5 protein-coding genes are annotated in these 12,960 nt (G+C 71.0%); all 5 read left to right on the top strand.

Annotation, left to right across the window (positions count from 1 at the left end; translation table 11 throughout):
- Positions 1–707 precede the first annotated feature (707 nt).
- The 5 genes from WA675_RS09210 (at position 708) to WA675_RS09190 (ending at position 12,864) form a co-directional block, all read left to right on the top strand.
- Positions 708–1,304: a GNAT family N-acetyltransferase gene (locus tag WA675_RS09210; protein WP_336083577.1), complete on the top strand. Its 597-nt coding sequence runs from the start codon at positions 708–710 to the stop codon at positions 1,302–1,304.
- Between the two features lie 56 nt (positions 1,305–1,360).
- The gene (locus WA675_RS09205) at positions 1,361–7,657 is read left to right on the top strand and encodes a type I polyketide synthase (protein WP_336083576.1); all 6,297 of its coding nucleotides are present in this window, start codon (positions 1,361–1,363) and stop codon (positions 7,655–7,657) included.
- Between the two features lie 152 nt (positions 7,658–7,809).
- Complete coding sequence (locus WA675_RS09200) at positions 7,810–9,015, top strand: aminotransferase class I/II-fold pyridoxal phosphate-dependent enzyme (RefSeq protein ID WP_336083574.1); 1,206 nt, start codon at positions 7,810–7,812, stop codon at positions 9,013–9,015.
- 166 nt (positions 9,016–9,181) lie between these two features.
- Complete coding sequence (locus WA675_RS09195) at positions 9,182–9,436, top strand: hypothetical protein (RefSeq protein WP_336083572.1); 255 nt, start codon at positions 9,182–9,184, stop codon at positions 9,434–9,436.
- Between the two features lie 116 nt (positions 9,437–9,552).
- Complete coding sequence (locus WA675_RS09190) at positions 9,553–12,864, top strand: DEAD/DEAH box helicase (protein ID WP_336083570.1); 3,312 nt, start codon at positions 9,553–9,555, stop codon at positions 12,862–12,864.
- The last annotated feature ends 96 nt before the right edge of the window (positions 12,865–12,960 follow it).

The raw sequence follows: 12,960 nt of genomic DNA, 5'->3' as shown, positions 1-12,960 counted from the left end.
TCCAACACCAGAAGCAAGCTCCCAGCATCATGACCCCGAACACATGATCAGTCAGGCGCTCATCGTCCTACCTCGTTTCCCTGCCATCTGGTGGCCGGGTCGGTGTCCGTGTCGCTCTGACTCGAATTAAGTTACGCACCGCCGAACACGAAGTCAAATCGCCTGGTCGGAAGGCATTTTGGTGGCGAGGAATCAATACAGCCGGGGATACGGCGGTCCATTCAGGAGATTCCGGCAGCGTTCGCGGAGGCATACATGGATGGTGTGGACCTCGCCGTACCCGTCGTCAAGGCCCACGCGCAGGAGTGCGAAGTCCAGGAAAGACTGCGCGTGCGCGCAAGCGCGACGCAGCGGAACATCACGGCACAGTGATCGCCAGTCGGTGATGGTGTAGATGCCGAGTTCGCGAAGGGCGCCACGGAACAGCTCGGGCGCTTCGGGGCAGTCGTTGCGGTGGGAGGCAACGCTGAAGGGTTGGCGCGCGGATGATACTGCGGTGGGTCTCGAAATGTGTTGTGGCAGTGCACAAATAATGGTGCGCGGCAGCACAAAACTTACAAAAGTCGGCAAGTTGGGCGAATGACCCGGACTGCGCGACACGGCGGGCTAGCCTGACGACCGCCGACTGCCGAGGCGATCTCGACATCCCGGAGTGCGCGCAGATCGTTTGAGGTACAACAGTTTTGACACCGAAGCTCAGTCCCGTCGTGCGAGCCGCGACGCGGGCCGACATCGCCGGAATGGTGGACGTGCTGGCGGGGGCCTTCGCCTATGACGACCCCATCGACGAGTACATCTTCCCGGATGAGGCGGTGCGGCAGAAGCGTGCTCCGCGGATGTTGCGGGCGATGATCACGCACCGTTTCCTGCCCGCCGGTGGTGCCGAGGTGGCGCTGCTGAAGGGGCGGGTGGTCGGTGCGCTGCTGTGGTATCCGCGGGGCTATCGACCCGGTGGGTTGCGCGAAATGGTCGCGGGGCCACAGCTTCTCGCGGCCATGGGTGGGGCGGTGCGGCGCGGGATCGACGTGGACGCGGCCATGGATCGGGCCGCGCCGGACGGGCCGCACTTCTTCCACGTGTATCTCGGGGCGGACCCGACCTTGCAGCGCAGCGGTGTCGGGCGCGCACTGTACGCGTCGTTCACCGCACGGGCCGACCGCGAGGGCGCCGCGATCTGCGGGATCTGCAAGGACGCCAATGTCGGCTACTACCAGGCGCTGGGTAACGAGCGCGTCGGTGCTGTGCGGCTGGGTGCCGCGGGGCCCGAACTGAACATCATGGTTCGCCGACCGCGGCAGAACTGACCGCGCGGCCTTCCGCCGAGGACCGTACGAAATCCAGAGTTGGATGAGGATTCCCCATGCCTGACATTGCCATCGTCGGAATCGGCTGCCGCTATGCCGGTGGCATCGATTCACCGGAGTCGTTCTGGGACTTCGTGATCGAGAAGCGCGACGGAGTACGCGAGATCCCGGCGGAGCGCTGGGACTGGCGGCGGTACTACGACGCCGACCGGCGCGCCCCCGGGCGGATGTACACCAAGCGGGCCGCCTTCATGACCGGCGACCCCTGGGAATTCGACCCGGAGTTCTTCGGTATCTCGCCACGAGAAGCGACCGCCATGGACCCGCAGCAGCGGCTGGTGCTGGAGGTGGCGTGGGAGGCGCTCGACGACGCCGGGATCGCGGGTCGCAGCGCGGGGGCGTCGCTGGGAGTGTTCGTCGGGGCGTTCACGCTGGATCAGCTCGCGACCTCGGTCGGGCCCGCGTTGCCGCATGTCGATCTGCACACGGCGGTCGGGGTGTCGTACACGATGCTGTCGAACCGGATCGCGTACGCGCTGGATCTGCGGGGGCCCGCGGTGACCGTGGATACGGCGTGTTCGTCGTCGCTGGTGGCGATGCATCTGGCCTGTCAGGCCATCGCGAACGGTGACTGTGAGCTGGCGATCGCCGGTGGCGTGAACGTGATGGTGCAGCCGGAGACGTTCGTGTCGATGTGCAAGGGCGGGTTCCTGGCGGCGGATGGGCGCAGCAAGCCGTTCGACGCGGCGGCCGACGGGTACGGGCGGGGCGAGGGCGCGGGCATCGTGGTGCTCAAGACGCTCGCCGACGCCGAGCGCGACGGGGACCGGATCTACGCGGTGGTCAAGGCGACCGGGACCAATCAGGACGGGCGGACCACGGCGATCACCGTGCCCAACGCGGCAGCGCAGGAGGCTTTGGCGCGCACGGTGATTCGGCGGTCGGGTGTCGCGGCCGGGGAGGTCACCTATGTGGAGGCGCACGGGACCGGGACGCCGGTGGGTGATCCGCTGGAGTTGCGGGCGATCGGGCGGGCGTACGGCAGGTCGACCGGGCGGGCGGAGCCGCTCGGGGTGGGGTCGCTGAAGGCGACGCTGGGACATACCGAGGCGGCGTCGGGCATCGCGAGTGTCATCAAATCGGCGCTGGCGGTGCGGCATCGGACGATTCCGCCGCAGGGCTGGCTGGACACGCCGAATCCGGACATCCCGTTCGAGGAGTGGGGTATCCGGGTGCCGACCGAGGCGGAGCCGGTCGGCGCGGAGGTCGAGCGGATGACGGTGGCCGTCAACGGGTTCGGTTACGGCGGGACCAATGCGCACGCCATCGTGCAGGAGTACCGGCCCGAGCCGGGAACCGGGCGGGCGCCCGCGCATTTCGGGGTGATGCCCTTGTCGGGGCGGTCGGAGGCGGCGGTGCGGCAGCTGGCGCTGGGGGTGGCGCGGCGGATCGCGGAGGGGGCGGATCCGGCGGCGCTGGCCGAGGCGGCGTGGCGGCGCAGACAGCACCATCCGGTGCGGGCGGGGATCGCGTTCGGCGACGACACCGAGCTGGTCGAGGGACTGGTCGGGCTGGGCACGGGGTCGGGCCGGGTGGGGCGGACGGTCGTGAAGAAGGCGGAGCCGGTGTTCGTGTTCACCGGGATGGGGCCGCAGTGGTGGGGCATGGCGCGGGAATTGCTCACCGCCGACGGTGTTTTCGCGGACGAGGCGCGGCGGGTGGACGCGGAGTTCCGGGCCGTGGCGGGCTGGTCGATCGTCGAGGAGCTGTCGCGGCCGGAGCCGGAATCGCGGGTGACCACGACCGCGGTCGCGCAGCCAGCGAACTTCCTGGTCCAGGTCGCGCTGTTCGCGGCCCTACGGGCGCGGGGAATCGAGCCCGCGGTGGTGGTCGGGCACAGTGTCGGCGAGGTGGCGGCGGCCTATGTGACCGGCATGTTGTCGTTGCGGGACGCGGTGCTGGTGAGTTACCACCGGGCGCGGTTGCAGGCGACGACGGCGGGGACCGGCGGGATGCTGGCCGTGGGGCTGGGTCCGGACGCGGTGCGCGAGCTGCTCATCGACGGGGACACCGTCGATATCGCGGCGATCAACAGCCCGGCGGCGGTGACGCTGGCCGGGGCGGTGGATCGGCTCGACGAGATCGCCGGAATCCTCACCGAGCAGGGAGTTTTCGCGCGGCGGTTGACGGTGGAGGTGCCCTACCACAGCGCGCTGATGGATCCGGTCCTCGCTGAGCTGCGTGCGAAGCTGGCCGGAATGACCGTGAGTGACCCGCGAATTCCGGTGTACTCCACCGTGACCGGCGAGCTGGTGACCGGTGACGGTTGGGATGCGGAGTACTGGTGCGCGAATGTGCGCCAGCCGGTGCGGTTCGCCGCGGCGGTCGGTGCGGTGGTGCGGGCCGGGCATCGGGTGTTCCTGGAGGTCGGGCCGCATCCGGTGCTGGGGGCGAATATCCGGGAGATCCTGATCGGGGCGGGTGAGGTCGGGACCACGGTCGCCACCCTGCATCGCAAGCAGCAGGACGCGCACAGCCTGCGTCGGGTGCTGGCGGATCTGTACGCGGCGGGGGCCCTCGATGTCGACGCCCTGTTCGCCGGGATCGACGGGCCGACACCGCATGTCGATCTGCCGCGGTATCCGTGGCAGCGTACGCGGTTGCGCTCCGAGCTGCCCGAGCTGCGGTTGCTGCGGCACGGGACGCCGGGGACATCGCCGATGCTGGGTGATCAGCATCCCGACGATCCGGCGACCTGGCGCAGGCATCTGACCGTCGCGGCGCAGCCGTGGCTGGACGATCATGTGGTCGGCGGGATGCGGATCCTGCCGGGGGCGGGGTATCTGGAGGCGGCGCTCAGCGCGGCGGCGGTGCGAACGGAGTCGGCGCAGGTGGGGCTGGAGGGGGTGCGGTTCGTCGCGCCGCTGGTCGTCGACGGGGGTGACGCGCCGATCGTGGAACTGCATCTCGAGGAGTCGACCCGGCGGTTCACGATTCGTTCGCGCGGGGCGGCGGGGTCGCATTGGACCGTGCACGCGATGGGGCGGGTGGTCGAGGGGTCCTACGCCCCGACGACCGTCGCGCTGCCCGATCTCACCGGGATGGTGGCGGTCGAGCCCGACGGGTTCTATGCCGGGCTGGCCGCGGCGGGGCTGGAGTACGGGCCGACGTTCCGGCGGGTGCGCGAGATCTGGCTGGATCCGGCGACGGTGGTCGCGCGGGTCGACGGCGAGATCGACGCCGAGGCCGGGTATCTCGCGCATCCTGCGGTGGTGGACGCCGCGTTGCAGACGGTGGCGGCGCTGCTGGCCGCGCGCGGTGGCGCGCACGAAGGTGCGATGGTCCCGGTCGGGGTCGGGTCGGTGCGGCGGCTGGGCGCGTTGCCTGTGCGGGTGACGGTGATCGCGCGACTGTCCGAGGGTGACGCGCCGGTGGCCGATATCGATCTGCTCGACGGGACGGCGGTGTGCCTGCAGATCCGGGGTGTGCGGTTCGGGTCGCTGACGCCGGGAGCCGGGCCGTCGCAGCGGATGACGGAGCTGTTCTACGAGGATCGCTGGGAGCTGCGGGAACCGGTCGACGCGGCCGCGCTGCCGGGGACCGACGGGGTGTTCACCCTGATCGTGGCGGTCGCCGGGGCCGAGGATCGTGCCGAACAGGTGCACAAGGCCGTGAGTGGTAGCGCGGCCGTCGTGGTGCTCGATCCGGCCGATGCCGAGCTGGAGACGACGCTGACGCGGCGGTTGCGCGACGCCGTCGCGGACGGGACGCGGGTGCACGTCTGTGTGGTGCCCGCCGACGGTGATGTCGCAGGGCTGTGGGCGCTGCGGCGGATCGCGGTGACGCTCGAGGGGTTCCTCGACGCGCGGGCGATCGAGCTCGGGGTGGAGATCCCGATGACCGGGGACGGGGCCCTGCACGCGACCGTGGTGACCGCGCACGCGTACGCGCATCCCGCCGACACCACTCCCCCGGATCCCGGCCAGGCCGCGCTCGCCGGGGCGCGCCGGGTGCTGCTCAACGAGCAGTCACGGTTGCGGTGGCGGCTGGTCGATATCGACGCCGACGTGACGCCCGCGGACCTGGCGGCCGAGCTCACCGTGCCCGGTGCCTTCACCTACGACCTGAGCGACGAGATCGTGCTGCGCAACGGCTTGCGCTGGACCACGGTCGTGGACCGGTCGCTGCCGCGGCGGCTCGAGGAGCTCGACACCGCGGTGCCGCTCACCGATCCGGAGGCGAATTTCGCGCTGGAACTGCCGTCGTCGCGGACCTTCGCGAAGCTGGGCTGGCGGCGGTGTGAGCGGCGGGCGCCCATGGCGGGTGAGGTCGAGGTGCGGATGCGCGCGGTCGGGCTCAACTACAAGGACGCGCTGAAGGTGATCGGCGTGCTCGGCGAGCGGGAGCTCGCGCCCACGTATTTCGGGACCGTGCCCGGGATGGAAGGGGCGGGCACGGTGGTCCGCGTGGGTGCGGGGGTCTCCGAGGTCGAGGTCGGGGACGCGGTGGTGGTGACGTCGCGGGGCATGATCGCGCGGTTCCACACGACCGGCGCTGAGCTGGTCGCCCGGGTCGATCCGGCGACCGATCCCGGGCGCTGCACCAGCGGAACGGCTTTCGCGACCGCCGAGCACGCGCTGCTGGAGCTGGCCCGAGTGCGGCCGGGCGAGACCGTGCTGGTGCACGGTGCGGCCGGTGGGGTCGGGACGGCGGCGGTGCAGATCGCGAAACTGCACGGGGCCGTCGTGATCGGTACCGCCAGCACCGAGCAGCGGCGGGCGAAGGTCCGCGACGAGGGCGCGGATCACGTGCTGGGGTCGCGGTCGCTGAGTCTGGTCGACGAGGTGGCGGCGCTGACCGAGGGACGCGGGGTCGATGTGATCCTCAGTACCGCGCCCGGGGAACTGCAGCGCCAGAACTTCACCATGGTCGCCGAATTCGGGCGCATCGTGGAGATCGGCAAGGCCGACATCTACGCGGGCGGTGTGCTCGAGCTGGCCGCGTTCGACAAGAACATCGCCTACTTCTCCTTCGACCTGGACCGGATGCTGCGGGTGCGGCCGACGGCCGTGCTGGACCTGGTGCGCCGGGTCAACACGCGTTTCGACGACGGCACCTATCGGGCGCTGCCGTTCACCGGCTTCGGCACGGCCGAGGTGGGGCAGGCGTTCGAGGCGGTCGCCCGCTCGACCGGGACGCACCGGATCGCGCTGGATCTCACCGAGACGGCGCCGCTGGTGCGGCCGACCTTGCCCGAGGTGCGGATCGACGCGGCCGCGAACTATCTGGTGACCGGGGGTTTCGGGGCGTTCGGGCTGGCGACCGGGCGGTGGCTGGTCGGGCGCGGTGCCACCCGGTTGACCCTGGTCGGGCGCGGTGGGGCCCGCACGGAGGCGGCGATCGGGCAGGTCGCGGCGTGGCGCGAGCAGGGCGTGACGGTGCTCGAGGAGCTCGTCGATGTCACCGATGCCGAGGCGGTGGCCGCGGTGATCGCGCGGGCGCACGACGCGCGGAATCCGCTGCGCGGGGTGTTCCACACCGCCGGGGTGATCGATGACAAGCGGGTCACGGTGATGGACACGGACAGTCTCGCGACGGTGTTTCGGCCGAAGGTCGACGGCGTGCGGGCGCTGGTGGCGGGGCTGACGGCCGCGGGGGTGCGGCTCGATCAGTTCGTGCTGTATTCGTCGGGGTCGGCGATGTTCGGCGGGGTCGGCCAATTCGCCTATACCGCGGCCAATACCGCGCTGCACGCGGTCGCGGACTCGGTGGTCCGGGACGGTGGGGCGGCGCTCGCGGTGGGCTGGGGGCACATGTCCGGCGGCGGGATGGCGGCGGCCGACGAGAACATCGCCCGCTATCTGCGCACCACCGGGTTCGACGCGCTCGATATGGACGAGGGCACGCGGTATCTCGAGCAGGCGCTGCGGCTCGGGGTCACCCAGGCCGCGATCATGCCGATCGACTGGGCGAAGGTGGCGGCGACCGCGCCGTTCTTCGCGCAGACCGGGCGGCTCGCGGCGCAGATCGCGGCGGCGGCCCAGGATGATTCGGCGGCGGCGCGGTTGCGGGCCGAACTCGCCGAGCTCGACGAGGACAAGCGCGGCGAGGTGGTGGCCTACATGCTGGCCGAGCAACTGGCCCAGGTGATGGGCGTGGCGGCGGATTCGATCGATCTGACGGTGCCGGTGCCCGAGCTCGGGCTGGATTCGCTGATGGCGGTGGAATTCGGTGCGCTGGTGTCGAAATCGCTCGGGGTGGAGTTGATGACGATGAAGATGGGGCGGTCGTTCAGCCTGGAACAGGCCGGGGCGCGGGTGGCCGAGGCGATTGTCGGAGGGGTGGCGGCGTGAGCGAGTCGGCGCGGGAGCTCGCGCGGAAGTTGTTGTCCGCGAGCGGGTCTGGTGGCTCTCCTGGTGCCGGGGTGCCGACGGCGGCGCCGGTTCCGGTACGTCGGCGACGGGGGCCGGGGCGGCAGTTCGCCGATCATCCCGAGGTGGCGGCCATGGCGAACAAGCGCGCCACCATCGCGGCGGTGCACGAGCAGTTCGGGATGCCGAATCCGGTGTTCCTCACCCGGGAGAGTCCCAACGACACCGTGATCCGGTGGCAGGGGCGGCAACTGGTGAACTTCAGCGCCTACAACTATCTCGGGCTGGCCAATCATCCGAAGGTGGTGCAGGCGGCCAAGGACGCGCTCGACAGTTATGGCGCGTCCGCGTCGGCCTCGCGCATCGTCGCCGGGGAGATCCCGCTCTACGCCGAGCTCGAACAGCGGCTGGCGGTGATGTACGACGTCGACGACGCCATGGTGACGACCAGCGGATATCTCACCAACGCCGGGGTGATCGGGTTTCTGCTGGGCAGTGGTGATGTCGCGATCTGTGATGCGCTGATCCATCGCAGTGTGAGTTCGGGGGTGCGATGGGCGGGGGCACGGCAGCTCACCTTCCGGCACAACGATCCCGAGTCGTTGCGGTCGGTGTTGCGGATGGCGCGGGGCAATTTCGATCGGGCGCTGGTGGTGCTCGAGGGGCACTACAGCATGGACGGCACGATCGGGCGGGTAGCCGAGATCGCCCAGGTGGCACGGGAATTCGACTGTGCGGTGATGGTGGACGAGGCGCATTCGTTCGGGGTGCTCGGGGAGAGCGGGCGTGGGGTGCGCGAGCAGGCCGGGCTCGCTGGTGACGCCGTGGACATCTGGATGGGGACGCTGTCGAAGGCGCTGGGTAGTTGCGGCGGGTTCGTCGCCGGGGACGCGGATCTGATCGGGGCGATGAAGGTGTGCGCGCCCGGGGTGGCCACGCTCAGCGGCGGGCCCGCACCGTCCACGATCGGGGCCGCGCTGGCCGCGCTCGACATCCTCGACCGCGAACCACAACGGCTCACCCGTCTGTGGGCCAACGCCGGTTTGTTCCACACCCTGCTCACCGAACGCGGACTCGATCTCGGTGTCTCCCAGGGCACCCCGATCTGCCCGGTCCTCATCCCCCAGGAACTGCGCGTCGGCTACGTCGCCTCCCGCCTGCTCCAGCACGGCATCTACGCGGGGCCCATCTCCGCCCCCGCCGTCCCACCCGGCGGCGAACGCGTCCGCTTCTTCCTGACCTCCGAACACACCACCGATCAACTCCACCTCGCGGCCGACCAACTGGCCGACGCGGTCAGCGCCGCCGAGAAACTCCCCGACCTCGGCGACGCGAGCTGAACCGGCCCTCCGCACGGTCGAACAGCGGTCCGTCACTTCGCCCGCGCCGACGTGATGTTCCCCGGGGCATGCATATTCCTGGGATGGGTGGGGCAATTTGTGAGCGGTTCGCCGGATGGCGGGCTGGTCGAGTTGGGCGCTGGATGGCGCGTTGGTAGGAGGATGTGTGCGGATCGTGAAGGTTGTGGGGGTTGCTGTGGTGGTGGCGGCCGGGATGGGGTTGGGGGTGGGTTCGGCTGTCGCGGAACCTGAACCGAAGGAGAACATCTATATCGATGTCTCGGTGTTGGGGTGTTCGTTCGGGGCCGGGTTGGGGGGCGATGTTCTGGTCGCGCTCGGGGGCGGTAGTGGGTCGAGTGCGCTGGTTTCCTCGTCGCTCGCGGCGCGGATGCGGGCGGCGGGGTGCCTGCCGACGCGGTAGGCGTGGCGTGCTGGTCCCGCCACGCCGGGCGGGACCATCGGGGGGTCGTGCCAGGGGAATTGTGATCGCGTAGCGTGGTCGGGGTTGTCATGATGGCCGAGGGAATGGGGTGCATCGTGGGCGGATCCGAGCACGCCGCGCGGCTCGTACGTTTCTGGCAGACCCTGGAGTTGTTCGGTCCGCATCGTGTTCCCGATGTCGGGCCGACGGCGGACGGGCTCGTTGTCGAGCTCGCCGCCGAGGGGCCCGCGCCGTGGGAGGACGGCGCGGCACTGCCTGCGTTGCGAGCCGGGCGCGGGTGGCAGTTCGTCGTGTACGGCGGGTTGTTCGGGCTGAGCCGGGCGCGCGAGGCGCTGATCCGCGCGTTCGGCGACGACCACCGCGCGGCCGACGCCCGGCGGGCGGGCACCACCGCCGCCTTCGCTGTGACACTCACCGGTGACGGTGTGGTGGTGGGTGGTTCGGCCACGCTGTCGGGGCTGGCCTGGGCGATCAACCGGCTGCGCGAACCGGGGGCCGCGGACCCGAACTGGGCGCACGGATTCGGGCACGACTCCGCGGCCTTCACCGCCGCCTTCGACACCCTGGTCACCGACGCGGTGACACCCGACGCCGAACAGCAGTCCGCCCGCTGGCTGGATGTCGCCGGACGCGGTGTCGGCGCCTCACTCATCGCGGCGGGGGCCGACGGGGTGATCTCGCCGGGGCTGGCGGGGATGTCGGCACTGGCCTTCGCGCAATGGATCCGGTCCGCCGATCCCGAGGGCCTGGTCGAGGCGCCGCAGCTGACCGGGCGGGAGCTGCAGATCTTCACCGGTGAGCTGTGCAGTGCGCTGGGCATCCGGTCGGAACTGCGCGCGGGCGGGGTGCGGGTGGCGTGTGTGCAGGTCGCCACCCGCGACGCCGACACGCTCGAGGACCGGCTCAACAGCGGTCTCGGGGCCGATCTCGGCGCGCTGGCCGAGGCGGTGGAGCGCGGCGATATCGGTGCCGCGCTGCGCGATTACCTCGCCGCGACCGCCACGCTGCCGACCGACGATCGCATCGATGTGCGCCGCAGGCAGGACGCGGTGGTCGAGGGGCTGCTCCCCGAACTGGTGCCGGACGGGCGCTGGCCGGGCGACCCGCTGGTCTCGGGTCAGCAGTTCGCCGTCGACCGGGCGCTGGCCGACCTGCGCGACGACGCCGGGATCTTCGCCGTGCACGGCGCGCCCGGCACCGGAACCACCACCATGCTGCGGGATCTGCTGGCGGGCATCGTGGTCGAACGGGCCACCCAGCTGGCCACCTTCGACGATCCGATGGCCGCGTTCACCGGGATCACCGAGCAGGTGCAGGTGGCCAGGAACTACACCGTCGGCGCGCACCGGCTCGCCCCGCAGGTGACCGGGTTCGAGGTGGTGCTGACGACCGGCAGCGACGAGGCCGCCACCGCGGTGGTCGCCGAACTGCAGCAGCGCGAGGCCGTCGATCCGGGCACACACCTCAACCATTTCACCGAACTGGCCGAGCTCGTGGGCGGCGAGCCCGCCTGGGGGCTGGTCGCCGCGGCGCTCGGCGGTGCCCGGCGCAGTTACGGCGAGCAGTTCTGGTTCGGCGACCGGTTCGCCACCGAACGCAAGAGCGAACCGTCGGCGGTCGGCATGCTCGACATTCTCAAACAGGCCGAGGCCGACCCGGATTCGCTGCCGGACTGGTCGACGGCCGTGCGGGACTTCGCGCACCGGCGCGCGCAGGTGCGCGGGCTCGCGCGGGAGCGTCAGGACGTGGCCGACGCGGTGGCCGAGCTGCCGGATATGAACATCGCGCTGCAGACGATGGCCGACGAGATCGCCGATGCCGATGACGCGCACGCGCATTGGCGCGAACGTCATCAGGCGGCGGCCGAGCAGCTGCGGGCCGCGCAGGCCGCGCATCACCGGGCGGGCAAGTCGCTCGGGGAACACAGCGCGGACAAGCCGGGGTTCCTGGCCTCGCTCTCGACCGGCTTCCGGGCCGGGCGCCGGTGGAGCGCGCGCAGCACCGAGCTGCTGCGGGAACGGCACGCGGCCGAGGCGGAGATGCGGCGCAGGCAGAGCGAGGTCGACTACACCCGCGAGCAGTGGGCCCAGGCCGCCGAGCACGGGCGCGGGCTCATCCGCGACCACCTGGCGCTGACGACGCGGCGGGAGAACGCGCTCGATGTGATCGAGCGGGCGCGCGAGACCTGGTCGCGCACCATCCCGTTCGGCGATGTGGCCGGGGACGAGGAGCAGTTCCAGCTGTGCAATCCGTGGGCCGACGAACAGTTCGCGACCGCGCGGCGGGAGTTGTTCGTCTCGGCACTGAAGGTGCACCGGGCGTTTCTGCTCAACGCGGCGCCGCGGGTGCGCGACAACCTGATCGTGGTGATCGCGCTGATCCGGGGTGAGCTGGAGGTGGCGCCGAAGGCGGAGACCATCGCGGCCGCCTGGCAGACGCTGTTCCTGGCCGTACCGATGGTCGCCACGACTTTCGCGGCCCTGCCGACGCTGTTCGCCGGGCTGGGGCGCGAGGCGCTGGGCTGGCTGTTTGTCGACGATGCCGGGCAGGCGGCGCCGCAATCGGTGGCGGGTGGTGTGTGGCGGACGCGGCGGGCGGTGATCGTGGGTGATCATCGGCAGCTGGGGCCGGTCGGGGTGCTGCCGACCTCGGCGCAGGAGGCGCTGGTGCGCCAGTACGGGCTGGAACGGGAGTGGCTGCCGGACCGGGCGACGGCGCGCAGTGCCGCCGATCGCGGGGTGCGCTACGGGACCTGGCTGACCCCGGCCGATGCCGATGAGCCGGTGTGGGTCGGCACGCCGCTACGGGTGCACCGGCGCAGCGATCTGCCGATCTTCGAGCTGACCCACCGCATCGCCTACGAGGACGACCTGCTGTTCTTCGGCACGCCCGACCGGGCGGAGTATCCCGGCGGGAACCGGTGGATCGATGTGCGGTCCGTCGGTGCGGAGGGGAACTGGATTCCCGGTGAGGGTGAGGCGCTGGGGGCGCTGCTCGGTCAGCTGATCGAGGAGGGGGTGGCGGCCGCCGACATCCGGGTGGTCAGCCCGTTCCGCGATGTCGCGCGGGGCGCGCGAGAGGTTGCCCGCGGGGTGCTCGGTGCGGAGTTCGCGGCCCGTCAGGTCGGCACGGTGCACGCCATGCACAGCGATTCCGCCGAGGTGATCGTCCTGATCCTCGGCACCTCACCGCCCGCGGGCGACTCGCGCCGCTGGGCCGCCGCGAGCCCCGGTGTCCTCAATGCCGCCGTCTCCCGCGCCCGCCGTCGCGTGTACGTGATCGGCAACCACCGATTGTGGAGCAGCCAGCGCTATTTCGAGGAACTGGCCAGCCACTGGCCCCTCCAGACCGAACTCCCCCCGACCAGCCAGACCGAGGCGCCGAGCACCTCTCTCTCGGTGCGGTGAGCGTGGCCGGTTTGTAACGGAGGCGGTGCGCGCTCGCAACCGTGCGCCGTCCACCCGAACGATTCGATCTCCACCGGGCATGTTGCCCGCTATTTG

Origin of the sequence: Nocardia sp. SSK8, from assembly GCF_037034205.1 — a bacterium.
Classification (GTDB): Bacteria; Actinomycetota; Actinomycetes; order Mycobacteriales; family Mycobacteriaceae; genus Nocardia.
The sequence above is the reverse complement of the archived record's forward strand: the minus strand, read 5'-3'. Positions and strand labels throughout refer to the sequence as shown.